Here is a 21,251-nt window from a genome sequence, read left to right on the forward strand (position 1 = left end):
TGACCATGCAAACACCTGATAATACGAATAAAGAAGGATTCACTATGGCTTCGACGCTATCCAGACAATTAACCCATCGCTTTTTTCGCTATCTCGCCATCACCAGTCAGAGCGATGCCCAAATAAAAACCCTCCCCTCTACGCCAGGCCAACATGACATGGCGCGCGAACTGGCGAAGGAGTTGGAATCACTGGGTCTGGATGAGATTGTGATCGATGAATTTGCTACCGTTACCGCGGTAAAAAAAGGGAATGTGCCAGGCGCTCCGCGCATTGGTTTTATTACCCATATTGATACTGTAGACGTCGGATTATCACCGGATATTCATCCACAAATATTAACCTTTAAAGGTGAAGATCTCTGTCTGAATAAAGAGAAAGATATTTGGCTGCGGGTCGATGAGCATCCTGAAATAGGGGCTTACCCGAATGAAGAGATTATTTTTAGCGACGGCACCAGCGTGCTGGGGGCAGATAATAAAGCCGCCGTCACCGTGGTGATGACCCTGCTGGAGAACCTTACCGCTGAACATGCGCATGGCGATATCGTGGTCGCCTTCGTGCCGGATGAAGAGATTGGACTATTAGGGGCCAAAGCCCTGGATTTGAAACGCTTCGACGTGGATTTCGCCTGGACCATTGACTGCTGCGAGATCGGCGAGATCGTCTACGAGAACTTTAACGCCGCCACGGCGGAAATCCGCTTTACCGGCGTAACCGCGCATCCGATGTCGGCGAAGGGGGTGCTGGTGAACCCGCTGCTGATGGCCATGGATTACATCAACCATTTCGATCGCCAGCAAACGCCAGAGTGCACCGAAGGACGGGAAGGTTACATCTGGTTCCAGGGGATGCAGGCCGGACAGAACGAAGCCATTCTGAAGGCGAATATCCGCGACTTCGACCAGCAGAGCTTTGCTGCCCGTAAGGCGCAAATTGCCGACGTAGCCGAGAAAATTGCGGCTCAACACCCCACCGCACAGGTGAGCTGGCATATCGAAGAGACCTACAGCAATATCAGCAATGCGTTGGGTGACGACCGTCGCGCCATTGACCTGATGTTTGCGGCGATGGAGAGCCTGGGCATTACGCCGAAACCGACGCCAATGCGCGGCGGTACCGACGGCGCTGCGCTCTCCGCCAAAGGGCTGCTGACCCCGAACTTCTTCACCGGTGCGCATAACTTCCACTCGAAGTTCGAGTTCTTGCCGCTGTCGTCGTTCGAGGCCTCTTACAACACGGCGCTGCAAATCTGCCTGATGGCGGCCCGTTAAGCCGGTTTGCGCGCCAGCATAGTAGCAAAACGCAATTTAATGCGATTCCCCTCGGCGTCGGTGCGGTGTAGCTCACCGACGTCTTCGTTATATTTCAGCAGATCCCAGCCCGCATAATACGCACTCAGCTCCCCGCTTTTAAAGGCAAACGGGAAACCCACCGTGCAGGGGAAATCGTCGGTGTCCATCGCGGCCACGATCAGGTTGTACCCACCCGGTTTGGTGCACTCCTGCATGTTGGCAATCAGACCCGGAATGGTCTTCGCTTCCAGGAACATCATTACCACGGTTGAGAGGATAAAATCGTATTCGCCGTCAAAGCGCAGGGTGTTGAGATCCTTGATGGCCGTCTGCAGCGTTGTGATGCCCTCTTTGGCTTTAATGCTTTCGATGTTGCTAATGCCGGCCGGATTTTTGTCCCAGGCGGTGACATCGAAACCGTTCGCAGCCAGGTAAAGGCTATTGCGTCCGTTACCACAGCCGAGGTCGAGTGTTTTACCCGGTTTGACAATCCCGGCGCTGTACAGCACCTCGGAATGGGTGCGGGTCAGGCCATATTTTTCGGTGAAGTAGTTCTCATCAATCACAGTCATTTTTTTTCCTCAGTCTGCATCAGTAAGGCTTTGTCTGTACGAATTAACAGCTTGCCCTGCATCAGCAAAATAAATGTGCGAACCAGTAACAGCGCGATTATCGCGTTGGTGAAAATAAATAGCGGAATAGCAATAACGTGGAATAGTCCGGTACTACTGCTCTGCCCCAGATGCAGGCCGGTAGTAGCGAGCGCCGAGACGCCGAACGAGAAGCTCCAGAACGAGGCATTAAAGGGTTGCGACAAATACCAGGGCATCAGGCGCAGCATAAACAGCAGTTGCAGCAGGCCGTAGCCGAACAACATTTTGGCAAAGGTATCCGCTTCGCCGCCGTTCACGCTAAACCAGGCGCTACAGGCTACCAGCGCGGGGGCAAGCTGGATGCCAAGCGAAGTGCGTAGCGCCTGGGGCAGCTCTCCGGCGCTGCGCAGGCGTTGCAAAATGACCGGCTCAAGACTCAGCCACGAGAAGACGCCCGCCCCCAAAAACAGCAGCCCGGCATCGTGAAAACCCAGGGCTCCGCAGCCCATCGCGCTGATGAAGTTGTTGGCCACCGTGGGCAGATACAGCCCCGGTGTGGTGGCCTCCTCCGGATGGCGCCCCCGCCACAACCCGGCGCTCTGCCAGGCGGCGTAGCTGAGTTGCACCACTACACCGACGCTAAACAGCACCAGCGCCAACGGGCGATACCAGGGCACCACACCAATTGATACCAGTAGCGTAGTGGCGGGAAAGAGGCTGACGAAACTGCTCATCACCGGATGGCGCATCTCCGTCAGTACGCTTTGCGGGAAGCGCACCGCACGGGTCATAAACGCCACCGTCAGCAGCAGCCAGAGGGTTATCGCCAGCCCCACGAGGATCTCCCCCGGCCAGGGCGTTACAGGCCAGATTGTTCCGGCATAACGCCAGGCGAAACCCATGCCGATGATCCCCAGCACCATGCCGTAATAGCCGGAGGGTAAGTTAAAAACTTGTTCAGATTTGTTAGTTTTATACATTTATTTTAAATTATAAAGTATATTTGAAATGCTATTTTAAGGGGTTTCATTTGTGGATGCCACTCTTTCGATCAACGTAAAGTTTGCTACGTTTAGTAAAGAGAACAACTGCGGAAACCCTGATGAATAAATACCGCCTTAGCGATGAAACGCGCCTGCACCATTGGCATGACGGCGACCACAAGTATTCCGTGGCGCTCCGCCAGCTGATCGCCACCCGGGATTTTGCCGACGTCCCCTGCGGCAGCCGTGGCGGCTGGGTTGAGGACGAGGCAGCCTTATCGCAAGAGGGAGATTGCTGGCTCTACGACCAGAACAGCGTGGTATTTGCCGGGGCACAAGTCACCGGCAACGCGCGGATCACCCAGCCTTGTGTGATCAGCCATCACGCCCGCATTGGGGACAACGTCTGGGTTGATGGCGCAGAGGTCAGCCACGGCGCCCGCCTGTGTGACAACGTCACGGTACAGGCATCCGTAGTGCACGGCGAATGTCATCTCTACGGTAATGCGCGCATTCTGCATAACAGCGTCGTCATAGCCGCCAAAGGGTTAACTCCGGAGCGGGATCTGATTCTGCAAATCTACGGCAACGCCACGGTCAGTGAGTCGCGCGTGGTACATCAGGCGCAGATCTACGGCAATGCTATTGTGAACTGGGCGTTTATTGAGCATCGCGCTGAGGTCTTCGACAATGCGCTGCTGGAAGGCAATGAGCTGAATAACGTCTGGGTATGTGACTGCGCCAAAGTCTACGGCAATGCGCGCCTGCGCGCCGGGCGCGAGGACGATGCCATCCCCACCCTGCGTTACAGCTCCCAGGTGGCGGAAAATGCGCTCGTGGAAGGCAACTGCGTCATCAAACATCATGTGCTGATTGGCGGCGAGGCGTGGCTAAGCGGCGGGCCAATTCTTATTGATGATAAGGTGGTGATTCAGGGACGCGCGCGCATCCGTGGCGAAGTGCTGATCGAGCATCATATTGATATTACCGACGATGCGGTGATCGAGGCCCTGGATGGCGAGGCCATTCATCTACGCGGCGCTAAGGTGATTAACGGCGCGCAGCGTATTATCCGCACACCGCTGCTGGGGGCCTTATAGTTCGACAATCCGGGCGTAGATATTCTGGTCGTCGTAGTGCCCGTTGAGAAACTCAGCCTGTTTCAGGCACCCTTCCAGCTCAAAGCCATTGGCCAGCGCCACGCGATTGCTGGCCGCGTTCGCCACGCGACATTTGATGACGAAACGGCGAATCTCTTTACGTTCAGCGTAATAGCGTATAAAGCCCTGCAACGCCTGCGAGAGGATCCCCTGCCCCTGATGCGCCTCATCCAGCCAGTAGCCGATATACCCGGTTTTGTTCAGCGGCTCGATGGCGTTAAACGACAGCACCCCCACCAGCACGTTATCGAGAAAGATCAGGAACATTTTGGCGTAACCGCGCTGATGCAGCATCTGGTTACTCTGGATATTTTTTAGCGAATCTTCTGCACTCCCCACATATTGCGGCCACTCCAGAAACTGCTGCAGCCAGTCGCGATTTTTAATCACCAGGTTGTACAGCTCAGCGGCGTGACTTTCCTCTACCGCGCGCAGTTCAAGCGAGGAAGAAATGGGGATAATTTCTGAGGGGATAGCGGTCATAGGGCCTACGTTTTGTGGATTTACGTGGCGTCAGTCTACTGAACCATGACCACGGCGGCTACGCCCAGGATTGAGGGTTTCTGGCCCCTCCCGGTCAGAGAGGGGCTTCATCCTTTAGCGCATTACGCGGTCATCCACGTAGTTACGCTTGTCCGGCGCCGGTGGGAAGTATTGATACAGCCAGGTTTCGCTGATTGCATCCCCCTGGCAGCGCAGGAACATGCGCATTTCAACCGGATCGGTCGAGTCGTCGGTGGGATACCAGTCGAACAGAATGCGGTAGCCATCGAAGGGCTCGACGTAGAGGATCTCAACCTGCTTCGCTTCGCCGTTAGAGAGGGTAATGATCGGCTCGATCCCCTTTGGCGCGGCCGCTTTCAGGTCGCTGCCGATAAAGTCGATGGCGAAACGGCGGGCCCAGACTTTCGGGTAGTGCTCACCGGGTGCCCAGCCTTCCGGGAAGCCCCCCATGCCGGTACGGGTGGCAAACACGTTGGCCAGCGGTGAACGCACCGGAGGTTTGGCGCTCCAGTGCAGACGATACTGGAACTCCAGTTCATCCCCCGCCTTCACCGGTTTTTCAGGCTGCCAGAAGCAGACCACGTTATCCAGGGTCTCACCGGTGGTGGGGATCTCCATCAGGCCTACGGCCCCTTTGCCCCACTTGTTCAGCGGCTCCACCCACAGACTTGGACGCTTGTTATACCAGCCCATAATGTCCTGATAATGCGAGAAGTCGCGATCCAGCTGCAGCAGACCAAAACCTTTTGGGTTCTTATCCTGGAAGGCATTGAACTGCAGCTTTTGCGGGTTATTCAGCGGACGGCATACCCACTCACCGTTGCCGCGCCACATGGCCAGACGGTCAGAGTCGTGGATCTGCGGATGGATGGTGTCGCACATGCGGCGCTCATTGTTACCGCAGGCAAACATACTGGTCATCGGCGAAATACCGAGCTGTTTAATGTCTTTACGGGCGAAGAGATGGTTATCCACCTCCATAACCACCCGATCGTTCTCGCAGTGGATCACGAACTTATAAGCGCCGGTTACACTCGGGCTGTCGAGCAGCGTATAGACCGTAAAGGTGGTATCGCCCGGTTTGACCGTTTCAAACCAGAACGAGGTAAAGTCCGGGAACTCTTCCGGCGAATCGGTGAAGGTATCGATGGCGAGGCCACGGGCGGACAAACCGTACTGATAGGTGTCATCCACCGCGCGGAAGTAGCTCGCCCCCAGGAAGGAGACGATATCCCGACGTGCCAGCTCAGGCGCTTTAAAGGCACGGAAGCCCGCAAAGCCTAAATCGCTCTGCCCTTCCAGTTGCCGGGTGTCCACGCCTGCGTCGTGATAGTTAAACAGCTCCGGACGGAAGTGGATTTCGCGCGCCTGGGAGGTGGCGGAGTCCAGAGAGAACATCCGCACGCGACGGCGGAAACCCATCCCGACGTGGAAAAACTGTACATCCAGTTCACGATTATCGATGTTATTCCACAGGGAGTGTTTTGCATCATACTGAATGCTGTTGTAGGCCTGCGGCGTGAGGGTCGCCAGGGTTTCAGGCAGCGCACGCGGTGCGCCTCCCCAGGGTTTTTGCGCCAGGTCGTGGGCCATAGACTGCAACACTGAGAAGTCGAAGCGACGGCTCAGACCGTCGGCAATATCCGATTCAGCTGCGTTAGCTGCGCGGGAGAACAGCGCCGCAAAACCCGATGTGCCGCTAAGCGCGGCGACCGCCAGTGAGCCTTGTAAAAAACGTCTGCGATTCATGCCTGGAAAAACGTCCTTATGGTCGTGGATGTGAGTTTCGCGTTGATCGAAACGACGGCAAAAAAGAGCACCCTTAGAGGGGCACAGCCTAAACAAAAACGGTTAATAATCCAATTGTTGGTCGGTGTTTATCTGAACAAAGCGAGAAATATTTTCTGTCGAGGGGAAAAGGCTGAATCGGAGGTAAAGTTACGTATAAAAAGGACCCCTGCCTGACATCATCAGCAGGGGCCAGTATGGCGCACTATTATTTTACGCTGACATCGATACCCGGGAAGTACTTCTGGGCCAGTTTATCGATCGTTCCATCAGCGCGGACTTTATCGATAGCGGCATCGAGCTGCTTTCTGGAAGCTTCATCCCCTTTTCGCAACCCAAAGCCGATACCACTGCCGAGGATCGTGTCGTCAGACACGGGTTTGCCAATAAAACCAAACCCTTTACCCTGCGGCTTGCTAAGGAAACCTGCCTGCCCGGCCGCCGACATCACCAGCGAAGCGTCAATGCGGCCATTCAGCAGGTCACCCCATGCCATATTCTGATCTTTATAAGACACCACGGTGACACCGTGCTTCTCCCAGTGCTCTTTCGCGTAGGTTTCCTGAATAGAACCCTGCAGTACGCCAATGGTTTTTCCTTTCAGCCCGGCCGGGGTGGCATCCACCGCCATCCCCGATTTGCCCACCAACTGGGAGGGAATACGGTAGATGGGCTGCGTGAAGTCGATGCTTTCACGACGCTTTTCAGTAATGTTCATTGCCGAGTTAATGGCATCAAACTTTTTCGCCACCAGCCCAGGGATGAGCGCGTCAAACGACGTCTCCACCCAGCTGCACTTCAGCGCAGCGGCGGCACAGATGGCGTTACCCAGATCGATATCAAACCCTTCCAGTTCGCCTGAGGCATTGCGGCTTTCAAACGGCGGATATTCCGCTTCGACCCCGTATCGTAACTCGGTGGCGGCAAAGGTGGAGAAAGAACAGAGCAATCCCAGGCCGACGACGAACGCATTTACTTTCATACCCGTACTCCTTAGCGTGGTTTAACCTGGCATAGCGCCTGCGCACCTGCCCGTAATGTGGCCTCATCTTTCGCGAAAGAGAGACGAATCAGTTTGTTATCTGTGCCATCCGTGTAAAACGCCGACAGGGGAATGGTCGCGACGCCACAATCGACAATCAGCCGTTTCACCATCTCGCTGTCGCGTTCATCGCTAAAGTGGCTGTAATCCGCCAGCAGGAAGAACGAACCGGCGCTCGGCAGCAGACGGAAAGGCGAGTCCGCCAGCAGGCTCACCAGCAGGTCGCGCTTACGCTGATAGAAGGCCGCCAGCGAGAGCCATGTCTGCGGATCGGCCATGTGCTCGGCAAACGCGTACTGCATAGGAGTATCGGCAGAAAACATTAAAAATTGATGGACCTTGCAGATCTCATCCATCAATTCTGCCGGGGCCACACAGTAGCCTACGCGCCAGCCGGTGACGTGATAGGTCTTGCCAAATGACGAAATAATGATGCTCCGCTCCGCCAGCTGCGGATGCGTCGCCATGCCATGATGTGGCACGCCGTCGAAGACAACATGCTCGTACACCTCGTCGGAAAGAATGATGATATCGGTATTGCGCGTCAGCGTTGCCAGCTGCGTCAGGTCATCCGCCGAAAAGACCTGCCCGCTCGGGTTGTGGGGTGTATTGATGATGATCATTCGGGTGCGGGACGTAATGGCGGCCCGCACTTCATCCCAGTTGACGGCAAAATCTGGCACCGTCAGCTTGATGGCGACCGGTGTCGCCCCCTGCAAACGGACAATCGGCGCGTAACTGTCAAACGAGGGCTCGAAATAGATCACCTCGTCCCCGGGATGCACCAGACCGCTGATGGCAGAGTAAAGCCCTTCGCTGGCGCTGGCGGTGACCAGCACTTCCCTTTCGGCATCGTAGCGGGTGCCATACAGACCTTCGATTTTATCGGCGATGCGGGTTTTCAGCGCCGCCAGGCCGGTCATCGCCGCATACTGATTGCGATCGGCCTCCATCGCGCGGGTTACGCCGGCGATCAGTTTAGGATCGCAGGAGAAGTTCGGGGCGCCCTGAGAGAGGTTAATGGCGTTATGCTGCGCCGAAAGCTGACCGATAACGGTAAAAATGGTGGTGCCCACATCCGGCAGTTTGGAACGGGTCTGGATTGGCGTGCGTAAAGTCATCGGTAGTCCTTTCTCGTGGAGAGTGCATAACTATTCAATCTGAAGCGGATTGCGGCGACAATCGAATTGTTGTCATAATAGCCATGAGAAAAAAACATACCTGGAGGCGCTATGGCGCGTCGTACTTTTCCGCTTAACGCCGTTGAGACCTTCCTGGTCACCGCCCGGCATCTCAATTTGACCCATGCGGCGAAAGAGTTATGTCTGACCCAGGGGGCGGTGAGTCGAAAGATTGCCGCCCTGGAAAACTGGTTTGGCTTTCCCCTCTTTGAGCGCCACGCCCGCGGCCTGCGGCTCTCTTCCCAGGGCAGCGCTCTGCTGCCGGATCTGCGCAGCGCCTTCGAGCACTTCCTGACGGTGGCCGACCAGGCGCGCGCCCAACAGACGGTGGTGCGTCTGAAGGCGCCGACCTGTGCCATGCGCTGGCTCATACCCCGCCTGATTGAAGTGGAGCACCAGCAGCCTGAGCTGCAAATCGCCCTGACCACGACCATCGATCACAGCGTGAACTTCAAAACAGAATCCTATGACGCAGCGATTGTCTTTGGTGCCCAGCTGAGCGCGGGCGATCTGCTGTTCGAAGAGGCGCTAACGCCGGTGGTCAGCCCGTTGCGAGGGGGTATAGACGTCGAAAACCTGACCTTTTTACACCCGACCCGGGATAACACCGACTGGTCATTGTGGCTGGAAAAACAGGGTATGCCGCCCCCTGCCATGCACAAAAATCAACACTTCGACACCATGGACCTGGCGATCACCGCCGCGATTCAGGGGCTGGGAGTGGCGATTGCCGATGAGACGCTGGTGGCAGAAGATCTCCGCACCGGGCGGCTACTGCGGCCCTACCCCAGCAGCGTCAAAACCGGTGCGAGTTATCGTCTGGTATTGCGAGAATCACCTGACAAAGCGACGGCGCTGACGGCGTTTCGCGCCTGCCTGCTTAATCGAGGCTGACATGGTGTTTCATCACCCGTTTAAATAGGGCCAGTCGGGCGCGCATAAAGCGGGTCTCAAGCTTAAATCCTGCATTTTTATTCAAACCAATGCGTAACAAGACGTCCCGCCCTTTAATGCAGGCAGGCCAGCGGATGGCCCCATTCAGCGTCGCACAGTCCCGGCCGGCGTGGCGGGCGAAATTGACCCAGTAATCCGCGACCCTGGCCGAAAAGGCGAGATCGCGTTCATTAACATACTCCCGCGCCGGCTCGGCCAGCGTTAGGGTATCAAACACGTAAGGCACCTCATTACCGTGCCAGGCGCCGTTGGCGTAGGCGTCATGCTCTGCTTCCGCCACGTAATCAAACCAGTAGCGCCAGCAGGGCTCGCCGACCCGCTGCTGCGCCTGCATCACCACATAGCCCAGCGTAGTAAAGGCCATATCACGACAGACCTCGCGCCCCAGGGCTTCATCCCCCTTCACGCCCGGATAGAGCAGTTTAATCAGGCCCAGCCCCAGCCGCCGCTCTTGCCGCAGCTTCTGGATCTGCCCGGCGAGATCGACGCCAAAGACCGCCATCACGCTGGCCTCATCGCTGTTGGAACCAATCATCACCGGCATCGGGTGCTGGCGGGCAGCATAGAAGCACTCCAGCATCGGCTCCGGCAGAACGCAATCGCCCACGATAGGCGCAGGCGCGACATTCAAGGGTGCCGTGAGCGGCCAGAAGGCTTCGGCCGGGAGGGCCCTCAGCTGCTCTGCCGTTGCGTTTTCCAGACCAAAGTGGCGCGCCAGCGCGACGCCTTTTTCCAGCGCCTGCGTGCGAGGCGTATCGGGCAAGGTATAACCGCTCTGGATAATGGCTTTATGGAACAGCCCTTTCGCCAGCGGCGAGGCCATTAATGACAACACGCTGCGCGCCCCTGCGGATTCGCCAAACAACGTTACGTTTTGCGCATCGCCGCCAAATGCGGCGATGTTGTCACGCACCCATTCCAGCGCCGCTATTTGATCTAACAGCGCGAAATTGTGCACCACCTGCCCCTCTTCCCCCTCCAGCGCCGGATGGGCAAAAAACCCGAGATGGCCGAGGCGGTAGTTGAGCGTCACCAGAATCACATCCCGCCGGGCCAGAGCCTTACCGTTATAGGGCGGTAAGCCACCAGCACCAATGGTAAAGCCCCCGCCGTGCAACCAGACCATGACGGGGAGCGGTGTAGGACGTTTTACCGGTGCCCAGACGTTCAGATAGAGGCAATCTTCCGCGAAACGCCCCGGATCGCCGCCCCCCAGTTCCTGGCAATATTCACTGTTTTGCCAGCTGGACGGGGCCATTTCCTGCGCCGGACGTACGCCCTGCCAGCTCTCAACAGGCTGCGGTGACCGCCAGCGTAGCGCACCAACGGGCGGCGCGGCATAAGGAATGCCGAGCCAGACCTGAACATTATCGTCCGTCGCGCCAAGCAGCGCGCCATGACGGGTCGTCACTATTGGGGTGGAGAGGTTTTCCATTCACGCCTTCTCTTAACAAAACACCCCAGCAGAGTAACGGTTTCAGAGCAAACCGCAACGCCGTTTACTGCGTGATTCCGCCTCTTCATAGAGGGCAAACTCATCCAGTACCGGGCAGCCCAGCGCGGTTTCAAACGCCTCACGGCTGGCATTGCCATGGCTGCGCGCCTGGGTTTCATTGCCCAGATTTGACTGGAAAATCCCGGCGGCGCTCACCGGCAGAAAATCCTCGTAGGTAATAGGTTGTGCCACCACCCAACCGCGCTCAATCAGCGGCTGCGGATCGTCACCGGGACCAAAAGCGTGGCGATGTGCTTCACCGCTCGGCGTCAGACGATAGCGGAACCATGCCAGACCCTGACGGCGCAACATCATTTCACTGTCTGGGAAGGCGCGGAACACTTCCTGCAGATGCAGCTGGTGTGTGAGGTTATCTTTACCGGTACCCGCTTCAGCCAGCAGGCGATCGTAGAGTTCACGCCCTTTCGGCGTTAACGCCACGCCCCGCTGTTCAATTTCGCCAAAACGGGCAGTATGCGTGCCCAAATGTTCCCCGGCAAAATGGACGGGCTCCTCCAGCGCTTTAAAGCTGGTCTGACGCAGCAACAGCGGGATCTCGCGGCGTGGCGGCCCTTCGATCAGGATCTTCGGCTCAATACCGTATTCCGGCATGAGCGCCTGTGCCCTATCGATATCCAGGGTTCGCGGAGTCAGATGGTTGATATGACAGCCGGGGAAGCAGACCACATCGGCTATCAGACGGTGTTCGTTGTGCAGCGCCATATAAGTCTCTTGATCCACGGTGGCATGGCGGTGCCAGCGGAAGGTTTCCAGTGCCTCTTGCACAAACTCCTGCGCCTGGGCTTCGGTAAATCCCCCAGCCGTCTCGTACAGATCGATCAATGCCAGGCAGCGCGGGGTGAAGATGTTGCGCTGGGCCAGAATTGCCGCCGCCTTCTCGCGCAGAGCCACATTTTCAATCAGCTCCAGGCGTAACAATGAGGTAAAGACCCGAAACGGGTTGCGGCATAATGCGGCGTCATCCACCGGGCGGAACGCGGTTGAGTGTACCGGCACCCCGGCCTGCGAAAGATCGTAATAGCTGACCGGAAACATCCCCATGATGGCAAACATCCGGCGCAGGGTCGCCAGTTCCTGGGCCGTGCCCACGCGGATGGCCCCGTGGCGCTCCACGTTCAGTCGCGCCAGTTCGTCGGCATTCGCCAGTTGTTCATGTAAAAGTGGGTTATTTTCCAGAACGGCCAGATTCACATCCGCCACCAGCTCTAGCAAGGTGCCGTACTGCGGAACTTCCTGCTGGTACATCCCCGACATAGCTTGCGAAAAGTGTTCCCGAATATCATCTGCCGTGATGGTGTTCGCCATGATGTCATGCCTCCAGTGAATATTACCTGGAGTGTAGAGAAGGCTGCTGCGGACGTTTGAGAGAATTTCTGAAGTGTGATCCCGATTGCTGGATGGAGAATTTATAATCGACTCCCCTTTAATATTTCCAGGAGAAATGAAATATGACATAACAATATAAAATGTAATATTTTTTATTTCGACATGGCACCCATGAAAAACGGTTTACGCTATTACTCACCTGAATAATACAAGACTTTTTCAGCCGTTTTTTACGCCGTTTTAATTGCTAACAATTATCATTTAAATGAGGATGTTATATTCCCTTCCCGCCCCTTGATTAATATCAATTACCCCCTTCGGGCTATAAGACAAAATACGCGCTCTTTAAAAGAGGAACAATTATGTCTGCACCTGAAAACAATGACGACAGCCTCCCGCTCGGCGTCTCCCGACGGGGATTCCTGAAAGCGAGTTCGGCCGCTGTAGCCCTCCCTTTTTTGTTCAACCAACGAGCAAATGCCACGGGGAGTGATGCCGGTACGGTCATCAACGAGGTTCACGCAGCGGAACGCGTAGTGCAAACCTGCAGTACCTTCGATTGCGGCGGTAAATGTGACATTCGGGCCCACATTGCCGACGGCGTGGTGACCCAAATTACCACGCGTCCGGACAGCGCACTTGATACGCAAATGCCGGTAATGCGCGCCTGCGTTCGCGGCCGCAGCTACCGTAAATTCGTTTATCATCCCGACCGTCTTAAATATCCGATGAAGCGGGTAGGAAAACGCGGCGAAGGTAAATTCGAACGTATCTCCTGGGACGAAGCCACTACCCTTATTGCGGATAACATCAAACGTATTACCGCCAAATATGGTCCAGAGTCGCGTTTTGTTCATAATAATACCGCCGTCAGCGGAGGGACTTTTTCCGGCGATAAAATGATGCGCCGTTTATTTAATCTCACCGGCGGCTATCTGCAATATTATCACTCCGTCAGCATGGGCAATACGGCCGCCGCCACCCCTTATACCTACGGCACCGCTGCCAGCGGCAGTTCACTGGATACGCTGGCCGATACCCCGCTGGTCATTCTCTGGGGACATAACCCGACTGAGACCATCTTTGGCCACAGCAACCACTATTTCCAGCAAATGAAGCAAAAAGGTACGCGCTTTATTGTGGTTGACCCGCGCTATTCCGATACGGTGTCATCGCTGGCCGACGAGTGGGTGCCGCTTCTGCCCTCAACGGATAATGCGCTGATGGATGCGATGATGTATGTCATCGTCAGCGAAAACCTTCATGACAAGGCCTTTATTGACCGTTACACCCTCGGCTTTGATGAAGCGTCCATGCCAGAGGGGGTACCGGCCAACGAATCGCTGGTCGCTTACCTGACGGGTAAAAAAGACGGCATCGTAAAAACGCCGGAATGGGCCGAGAAAATTACCCACGTCCCGGCGCAAACCATTCGCCAGCTCGCACGTGACTATGCCACCACCAAACCGGCGGCGCTGATTCAGGGCTGGGGTCCTCAACGCCATATCTGCGGCGAGCGTACCGCCCGCGGCTCTACCCTGCTGGCTACCCTGACCGGTAACGTCGGCGTGAAAGGCGGCTGGGCGGCAGGCTACGGCGGCTGTGGAAACCGTAAGTTTACGACCGGTCCCGAGATGCCCGACAACCCGGTAAAAGAGAAAATCTCAATCATGAACTGGGTGCAGGCCGCCGACGATGCCAGCAAGGTTACGCCGAAGGACGGCCTCACCGGTGCCACACAGCTGAAAAGCAACATCCGCATGCTGGTGTCGCTGGCGGGTAACTATCTGGCAAACCAGAACCCCGACCTGCTCCAGGCGGTAAAGGTGCTGGAGGATGAATCCAAAATAGAGTTTATCTTAGTCAGCGATCTCTATATGACCCCCAGCGCCCGTTACGCCGACCTGCTGCTCCCCGAAACCAGCTTTATGGAGCGCTGGAACATCGGCGAAACCTGGGGGACCGGCAGCTATCTGATCCTCTCTGAAAAGCTGATTGAGCCAGAATTTGAACGCCGTTCGGATTACGACTGGCAGCGCGAAGTGGCCGCCAAGCTCGGCGTTGAGCCGCAATTCAGTGAAGGGCGCAGTGACAAAGAGTGGATCGAACACATCTGGGAGCAGACCCGCCTGGCGATGCCGGAGGAGCATTTGCCCACCTTTACTGAGCTGCAGCAAACGCGCCAGCATCTGTTTAAAAGCGAACCTTACGTGGCGTTTGAAGCCAACATTCGCGATCCCGAGGCGAACCCGTTCCCCACGCCGTCGGGCAAAATCGAGATTTTCTCCAAACGGCTGTACGACATGAAGCATCCCGACATTCCTGCCCTGTCGCACTACGTCCCGGCGGCGGAAGGCCCGGAAGATCCGCTAGTCAAACAGTATCCGCTGCAGCTGATCACCTGGAAAGGAAAGAACCGCGCGAACTCCACGCAATATGCCAACCCCTGGCTGCAGGAGGTGCAGATCCAAAAACTGTGGATCAACCCGCTGGATGCGCAAAAACGGGGTATCCGCCAGGGCGACCTCGTGCGCATTCACAATGCGCGCGGCGTCTGTCAGGTGCCGGCTGAAGTGACGCCGCGCATCATTCCCGGCGTCGTGGCCATGCAGGCGGGTGCCTGGTGGCAGCCGGATGCCGACGGGGTCGATCTCGGCGGTTGTCCAAACGTACTAAGCTCGGCGCGAATTACTCCGCTTGCTAAAGGTAACGCGCATCAAACCCTGCTTGTGGAGGTCGTCAAGTATGAGTCAGCAGTATAAAGAGTTCCCCGCGGTCAGCGATAAACAGCTGGGATTTTTCATCGATTCTTCGCGCTGCTCGGGCTGTAAAGCCTGTCAGGTGGCCTGCAAAGACAAACATAATCTTGAGGTGGGTCGACGCTTTCGTCGGGTATACGAGGTGAATGGCGGCGGGTTTATCCCGACCGGTCAGGGGGGCGTGAGCAACTCGGTATTCGCTTATACCCTCTCTATCTCCTGTAACCATTGTGCCGATCCTATCTGCACTAAAAACTGCCCCACCACCGCGATGCACAAACGGCCCGGCGACGGCATCGTGCGCGTCGATACCCACAAATGCGTGGGCTGCGGCTATTGCGCCTGGTCCTGCCCGTACGGCGCACCGCAGATGAATGAGGAGACGGGGCAGATGTCGAAATGCGACCTGTGCGTAGATTTACTGGCGCAAGGCGAACAACCCATCTGCGTAGCAACCTGTCCGCTGGGGGCCATTAAGTTTGGCCCCATCGATGAGCTCCGCGCCCTGTACGGTACGGTTTGTGATGTTCAGGGGCTGCCGGATTCGTCCATTACGCAGCCGAACCTGGTGATAAAACCCCACGCTGGGGCAGAAAAAGAGGAGCCGCCGCATGCATGAGTTGCCATTACTGATTTTCACCCTGCTGGTGCAAGGCTCGGTCGGTATCACGCTGTTTTTAACCCTCGCCGTCAGAAAGGCGAAAACGCTGCCTGCGGCCCAGCGTCAGCTGCTGCCGGCCATGCTGCTGGCCTGCATTGCCGGCGGGCTGGGTCTGGTGGCCTCGACGCTGCACCTGGGTTATCCGCTGCATGCGTTTAACGCGCTGCGCCATGTAGCCAGCTCGTGGTTAAGCCGTGAAATCGTCTTCGCCAGTCTCTATCTCGCGGTGCTTGGTCTTTGCACGCTCAGCATGCTGGTAAGAAAATCACCGCTGGCGCTGTTGTTGCCGGTTGCCACGCTGCTAGGGTTGATCGACGTCTGGTGCATGAGCGCGATCTACGCCAGCAGCACGGTGGTGACCTGGATGCATTTCAACACCTGGCTGATGTTTTATGGCGCGGTGGGCATTCTCGGCGCGGTGGCGATGGCCTGGCTGCCCCTACTGAATACCCCTGGCGTGATGCAGGCTCGCACGCGACTTCTGCGTCTGGCGGCGATGCTGGTTATCGCGATTGTGGCGGTGCGTCTGCTGGCTCAGCCAGCCTACGTGCACTATCTGGCCAGCGCGCCGCTGAATGGCGTCGTCACCCTGCCGCATCAGCCGGTTGAGGCTTTCAATCAGCATGGCGGGCTGCGACTGTTTAGCTGGGTTGCCAGCGTCCTGGGCGCCATTCTGTTTGCGTTCAGCGCCTGGCGTCACCGTAGAAACGGCGTGCTGTTCGGAGGGCTGCTGCTGATCCTGGCAGAGATCCTCTTCCGCTTTGTTTTCTTTAGCATCGGCTGATTGTGATGCGTCCTTTCTCCATAAAGCCCTCACCGCCCCCCGGCGTGGGGGCTTCTTGCCTGCGTAAAACGTTCTCGCGCCACCGCTGCCAGGCCTGTGCAGATGCCTGTCCGGTGGCGGCAATCAACATCGGTTCTGACGGGCCGCACCTCGACGCTGACGCTTGCCTGCGCTGCGGTAATTGTCTCTTCGTCTGTCCGACCGATGCGCTGACTCATCTTCAGCCCCCCAGACGCAACCTGCGCAACAACCGACTGGTCGGCCCCTTTTCGACCACTATTACCCCAGAAGAGCTGCTGCTATGGCATCGCCAGTACGCAATAGTGGGCGTGGAATTGGATTACGCGGCCCACCCCGCCTGGTTGCGTGCGGTGGCTGCGCTTAATGTGATCCTGAGGGAATTGAACGAAGCGGAGTGGCAGATTTTTCCACCGCCGTCGCGCCCTGTGGATGGCTTTCGTCGGCACTGGCTTCGCGTACCCGATGATGCGCACCAGACCGCCAGCATCACGGCAGATCAGCCGACACGCCTGCAGGCTTACCACCCTTTTACCCCTTACGAACTGGACTTTTCGCTATCACGCTGTGTGGCCTGTGGGGCCTGCGCCCGGGCATGCGCGGAAAAAGCGCTGCGCTTCACCCAGACCGCACTGGAGTGGGATTCTTCTGCCTGCTCCGGATGCCATGCCTGCACGGTGGTCTGTTTTACCGGGGCAATCACTCTCCGGCGAGAGATCGCCACAGCGCATGCGCAGCGGTTTCCGCTGATGCAGAAGGTCTGTTCCGTCTGTCGCCACCCCTTTTCTACCTTTTCGCCTCAGGCTGAGCGCTGTCATATTTGTCAGCAACATCGCCACGCCATGCGCGAAGCATAACCTCTCTTTATGTTCTCGCCCCGTCTCCCGGCTGTGCCGGTTCGGGGTAAGGATCCTCTTTTCGTTTACTGCCGCAGATTTAATCCTGTCGAAACAACAGCCTGGTGGCACACGCTTTTTACAAGGCGGCAAACTGGCACTTTGCATAAAATGAGTAAATGTTAATGATATTTTGCTAGCAGGTTATCAAAATTAAACAACTTTTCTTGTCTCTCTCATCGCTCTGCTTTAAACATCGCCTATGGAAAAAAATGGTCTGTTTAGTCAGCGCATTCGCTTGCGCCATCTGCATACATTCGTGGCCGTCGCTCAACAGGGAACGCTGGGGCGAGCGGCTGAAACGCTTAATTTAAGCCAGCCAGCGTTATCAAAAACGCTCAATGAGCTGGAGCAACTTACCGGTACCCGCCTGTTTGAGCGCGGGCGGCTGGGGGCGCAGCTTACGTTGATGGGCGAACAATTTCTGACCCATGCCGTTAAGGTGCTGGACGCCCTGAACACCGCCGGGCAGTCGTTGACGCGCAAAGATGAACACACCCCGGATGTGGTGCGTATTGGCGCCCTGCCCACCGCCGCGCTGGGCATTTTACCTGCGGTCATAGGCCAGTTTCATAAGCAGCAGCGCAACATTACGCTGCAGGTCGCGACCATGAATAACCCCATGCTGCTGGCGGGGCTCAAATCTGGCGAGCTGGATCTGGGCATTGGCCGCATGTCAGATCCTGAATTGATGAGCGGTCTGAATTATGAGTTGCTGTTCCTCGAATCCCTGAAGCTGGTGGTTCGCCCCAATCACCCCTTGCTTAACGATACCGTGACCCTGAGCCGGGTAATGGAGTGGCCGGTGGTGGTGTCGCCGAAAGGCACGGTGCCGCGTCAGACCGCCGAAACCCTACTTCAGGCACAGGGCTGCAAACTTCCGCCGGGCTGTATCGAGACGCTATCGGCCTCGCTCTCTCGTCAGCTTACGGTTGATTTCGACTACGTCTGGTTTGTGCCCTCTGGCGCCGTTAAAGAAGATTTACGCCAGGGCACCCTGGTCTCCCTCCCTGTCCCCTCCACCGGCGCGGGTGAACCTATTGGTGTACTGACGCGGGTGGATAGCCCTCTCTCTTCCGCCGCACAAACGCTACTAAGCTCGATACGAAAATCCATGCCGGTCTAATCACCCCACCTCAGGCCCGTCTTGTCGACGGGCTTTTTCTCGCCTTAATCAAATAATGCGAAATCATTCATTAACAATTGCGTAAAACAATTTAACAGATTTATCATAGCCGCCAATTCACCAAATGGTTCGTTAACACTGTAAAACGGTGAATTACACGGCCCGCTAGCTGGCTAATAGTGCATTATTTATGATAACCCTCCACCTCTGTTATCCATTTGGTACGCAAACCACTGGCAATGGTTTAAAGACGTTGAGGTTGTTCAGGAGATAGAAATGGCTTTAGGTAACACGCCACGCGGGATCCCCCGATTCCTGCTGTGGTTACTGGTCGGACTGATGGCAATTATCGGTCTGGCCGTAGGGGGGCTGGGCTTAAAGCTCGCCACCGTGGGGGGAACGTTTTACTTCCTGATTATGGGCGTGGTGATGCTTATCGCCGCGTTCTTAATTGCACGCCATCGCGTCAGCGGCATCGTCCTGTACGCTGTGGCATTCATCGCCTCGCTGTTCTGGGCGGTAAGCGATGCGGGCTGGGACTTCTGGCCGCTCTTCTCACGCCTGTTCACCTTCACGGTGCTGGCGTTCCTCGCGGCGATTGTCTGGCCGTTCCTGCGTGGTAGCCGTAAAGGCCCGGCTTTTGCGATTGCAGCCGTGCTGGCAGTGGCGATGCTGATCAGTTTCGGCTGGATGTTTAAACCACAAACGCTGGTCGCGGCCAACGAGCCGGTACCGGTGAAACCGGTCGCCGAAGGGCAACAACAGAAAAACTGGGCGCACTGGGGCAATACCACTCACGGCGATCGCTTTGCGGCGCTCGACCAGATTAACAAGCAAAACATCAGTGAGCTGAAAGTCGCCTGGGTCGCCCATACCGGGGATATCCCGCAGAGCAACGGCTCTGGTGCCGAGGACCAGAACACCCCGCTACAGATTGGCGATACGCTTTACGTGTGTACCCCATACAGCAAGGTACTGGCGCTGGATGTGGATTCCGGTAAAGAGAAATGGCGTTACGATGCCAAAGCGACCGCGCCAAACTGGCAACGTTGCCGTGGTTTGGGTTACTTTGAAGATAACTCTTCCGTGACAACGTCACAGAACGAGCCGCAGCCGGCCGCCTGTTTACGCCGTCTGTTCCTGCCCACGACCGATGCGCGCCTGATTGCCCTTAATGCCGATAACGGCAAGGTGTGTGAGGAGTTTGGCGAGCACGGTGTGGTTGACCTGAGCGTGGGCATGGGTGAGATCAAACCGGGCTACTATCAGCAAACCTCGACGCCGCTGGTTGCGGGTAATGTCGTGGTGGTAGGCGGCCGCGTGGCGGATAACTTCTCTACTGGTGAGCCGCCGGGTGTTGTGCGGGCCTATGACGTGCATACGGGTCAACTGGCGTGGGCCTGGGATCCGGGTAATCCGGAGATCACCGGCCTGCCGCCGAAAGGCCAGACCTATACGCGCGGTACGCCGAACGTCTGGTCGGCGATGTCTTACGATGCGAAGCTGAACCTGATCTACCTGCCGACCGGTAATGCCACTCCCGATTTCTATGCAGGTAACCGCACCGCGCTGGACGATAAATACAGCTCCTCCGTGGTGGCGGTAGATGCCACCACCGGTAAAGTACGCTGGCATTTCCAGACCACGCACCATGATTTGTGGGACTTTGACCTGCCTGCTCAGCCGCTGTTGTACGATCTGCCTGACGGCAAGGGCGGGACCACGCCGGTACTGGTCCAGACCAGCAAGCAGGGCATGATCTTTATGCTCAACCGCGAAACCGGCGAACCGGTGGCGAAAGTGGAAGAGCGTCCGGTTCCGGCGGGCAACGTCGAAGGCGAGCGTTACTCACCTACCCAGCCGTACTCCGTGGGTATGCCGATGATTGGCAACCAGACCCTGACCGAGTCCGACATGTGGGGCGCAACGCCGGTTGACTTGCTGCTGTGCCGTATCCAGTTCAAAGAGATGCGCCATCAGGGGGTCTACACCCCGCCTGGCCTCGATCGCTCCCTGCAGTTCCCGGGGTCGCTCGGCGGCATGAACTGGGGCAGCGTGTCGGTTGACCCGAACAACGGCCTGATGTTTGTGAATGATATGCGTCTGGGGCTGGCCAACTACATGGTGCCGCGCGCAAACGTTGCGAAGGACGCCAGCGGTATTGAGATGGGCATTGTGCCGATGGATGGCACCCCGTTCGGTGCGATGCGGGAACGCTTCCTCTCGCCGCTGGGGATCCCATGTCAAAAACCGCCCTTCGGGACCATGTCGGCGGTGGATCTGAAGTCCGGCAAGCTGGTGTGGCAGGTTCCGGTCGGCACGGTGCAGGATACCGGTCCGCTGGGTATCCGAATGCATATGCCCATCCCTATCGGGATGCCGACCCTGGGCGCATCGCTCTCAACCCAGTCTGGCCTGCTGTTCTTTGCCGGCACTCAGGACTTCTACCTGCGCGCGTTTGATACCGCCACCGGTAAGGAGATTTGGAAAGATCGTCTGCCGGTGGGCAGCCAGTCCGGCCCGATGACCTACGTTTCGCCGAAGACCGGCAAACAGTACATCATTATCAATGCAGGCGGCGCGCGTCAGTCTCCGGATCGCGGCGATTACATTATCGCCTACGCCCTGCCAGATAAATCGTAACCCGTTTCAACCCGCAACCGGC

Annotated in this window: 17 protein-coding genes; 9 read left to right on the top strand and 8 right to left on the bottom strand. The window is 57.0% G+C overall.

The window, feature by feature from the left end; translation table 11 throughout:
• The first annotated feature begins 44 nt into the window (after positions 1-44).
• A complete protein-coding gene (gene pepT / locus B3B59_RS11250) occupies positions 45-1,274 on the top strand; it encodes a peptidase T (RefSeq protein WP_286809003.1) in 1,230 nt (409 codons plus the stop codon).
• Here the strand turns inward: pepT and tehB are convergent.
• Positions 1,271-1,867 (bottom strand): tellurite resistance methyltransferase TehB, encoded by a 597-nt coding sequence (tehB, locus tag B3B59_RS11255; RefSeq protein WP_286809004.1) that lies wholly within the window; start codon positions 1,865-1,867, stop codon positions 1,271-1,273. The two genes, pepT and tehB, sit on opposite strands and share 4 nt — an antisense overlap.
• Positions 1,864-2,868, bottom strand: coding sequence for a dicarboxylate transporter/tellurite-resistance protein TehA (gene tehA / locus B3B59_RS11260; RefSeq protein WP_286809005.1), 1,005 nt, complete (start codon positions 2,866-2,868; stop codon positions 1,864-1,866). Before tehA ends, tehB begins: the two co-directional genes overlap by 4 nt.
• Positions 2,869-2,990: 122 nt before the next feature.
• Between tehA and ydcK the strand changes: the two genes are divergently transcribed.
• The gene (ydcK, locus tag B3B59_RS11265) at positions 2,991-3,971 is read left to right on the top strand and encodes a YdcK family protein (protein WP_286809006.1); all 981 of its coding nucleotides are present in this window, start codon (positions 2,991-2,993) and stop codon (positions 3,969-3,971) included.
• Here the strand turns inward: ydcK and rimL are convergent.
• The 4 genes from rimL to B3B59_RS11285 form a co-directional block, all read right to left on the bottom strand.
• Positions 3,966-4,505 (bottom strand): 50S ribosomal protein L7/L12-serine acetyltransferase, encoded by a 540-nt coding sequence (gene rimL / locus B3B59_RS11270; protein ID WP_212476245.1) that lies wholly within the window; start codon positions 4,503-4,505, stop codon positions 3,966-3,968. The genes ydcK and rimL overlap by 6 nt on opposite strands.
• 123 nt (positions 4,506-4,628) lie before the next feature.
• Positions 4,629-6,284, bottom strand: a complete 1,656-nt coding sequence (locus B3B59_RS11275) for a glucan biosynthesis protein D (protein ID WP_286809007.1) — start codon at positions 6,282-6,284, stop codon at positions 4,629-4,631.
• A gap of 247 nt (positions 6,285-6,531) precedes the next feature.
• Positions 6,532-7,305, bottom strand: a complete 774-nt coding sequence (locus B3B59_RS11280) for an ABC transporter substrate-binding protein (RefSeq protein ID WP_046885350.1) — start codon at positions 7,303-7,305, stop codon at positions 6,532-6,534.
• An 11-nt stretch (positions 7,306-7,316) separates the two neighbouring features.
• Positions 7,317-8,486, bottom strand: a complete 1,170-nt coding sequence (locus B3B59_RS11285; protein WP_286809008.1) for a pyridoxal phosphate-dependent aminotransferase — start codon at positions 8,484-8,486, stop codon at positions 7,317-7,319.
• Between the two features lie 111 nt (positions 8,487-8,597).
• On the opposite strand from B3B59_RS11285, the gene B3B59_RS11290 reads away from it, so the two are divergent.
• Entirely contained in the window at positions 8,598-9,440 is an 843-nt protein-coding gene (locus tag B3B59_RS11290) for a LysR family transcriptional regulator (protein ID WP_286809009.1), read from the top strand.
• Here B3B59_RS11290 and B3B59_RS11295 read toward each other — a convergent pair.
• Both B3B59_RS11295 and hglS read right to left on the bottom strand, forming a co-directional pair.
• Positions 9,427-10,935: a carboxylesterase/lipase family protein gene (locus tag B3B59_RS11295; RefSeq protein WP_286809010.1), complete on the bottom strand. Its 1,509-nt coding sequence runs from the start codon at positions 10,933-10,935 to the stop codon at positions 9,427-9,429. The genes B3B59_RS11290 and B3B59_RS11295 overlap by 14 nt on opposite strands.
• A 42-nt stretch (positions 10,936-10,977) precedes the next feature.
• A complete protein-coding gene (gene hglS, locus B3B59_RS11300) occupies positions 10,978-12,321 on the bottom strand; it encodes a 2-oxoadipate dioxygenase/decarboxylase HglS (protein ID WP_286809011.1) in 1,344 nt (447 codons plus the stop codon).
• 383 nt (positions 12,322-12,704) lie between these two features.
• On the opposite strand from hglS, the gene B3B59_RS11305 reads away from it, so the two are divergent.
• The 6 genes from B3B59_RS11305 to B3B59_RS11330 all read left to right on the top strand — a co-directional run bounded on the left by B3B59_RS11305 (position 12,705) and on the right by B3B59_RS11330 (position 21,229).
• Positions 12,705-15,104: a DMSO/selenate family reductase complex A subunit gene (locus tag B3B59_RS11305; RefSeq protein WP_286809012.1), complete on the top strand. Its 2,400-nt coding sequence runs from the start codon at positions 12,705-12,707 to the stop codon at positions 15,102-15,104.
• A complete protein-coding gene (locus tag B3B59_RS11310) occupies positions 15,088-15,720 on the top strand; it encodes a DMSO/selenate family reductase complex B subunit (RefSeq protein WP_286809013.1) in 633 nt (210 codons plus the stop codon). Before B3B59_RS11305 ends, B3B59_RS11310 begins: the two co-directional genes overlap by 17 nt.
• Complete coding sequence (locus tag B3B59_RS11315) at positions 15,713-16,546, top strand: dimethyl sulfoxide reductase anchor subunit family protein (protein ID WP_286809014.1); 834 nt, start codon at positions 15,713-15,715, stop codon at positions 16,544-16,546. The genes B3B59_RS11310 and B3B59_RS11315 overlap by 8 nt, the downstream gene beginning before the upstream one ends.
• A gap of 5 nt (positions 16,547-16,551) precedes the next feature.
• On the top strand, positions 16,552-17,421 hold the full coding sequence (locus B3B59_RS11320) for a 4Fe-4S binding protein (RefSeq protein ID WP_286809015.1): 870 nt from the start codon (positions 16,552-16,554) through the stop codon (positions 17,419-17,421).
• Between the two features lie 241 nt (positions 17,422-17,662).
• Positions 17,663-18,586, top strand: a complete 924-nt coding sequence (locus B3B59_RS11325) for a LysR substrate-binding domain-containing protein (RefSeq protein ID WP_040075523.1) — start codon at positions 17,663-17,665, stop codon at positions 18,584-18,586.
• A gap of 276 nt (positions 18,587-18,862) precedes the next feature.
• Positions 18,863-21,229: a glucose/quinate/shikimate family membrane-bound PQQ-dependent dehydrogenase gene (locus B3B59_RS11330; RefSeq protein ID WP_286809016.1), complete on the top strand. Its 2,367-nt coding sequence runs from the start codon at positions 18,863-18,865 to the stop codon at positions 21,227-21,229.
• The last annotated feature ends 22 nt before the right edge of the window (positions 21,230-21,251 follow it).

The organism is Leclercia sp. UBA2479, assembly GCF_002341985.1.
Classification (GTDB): Bacteria; Pseudomonadota; Gammaproteobacteria; order Enterobacterales; family Enterobacteriaceae; genus Enterobacter; species Enterobacter pneumoniae.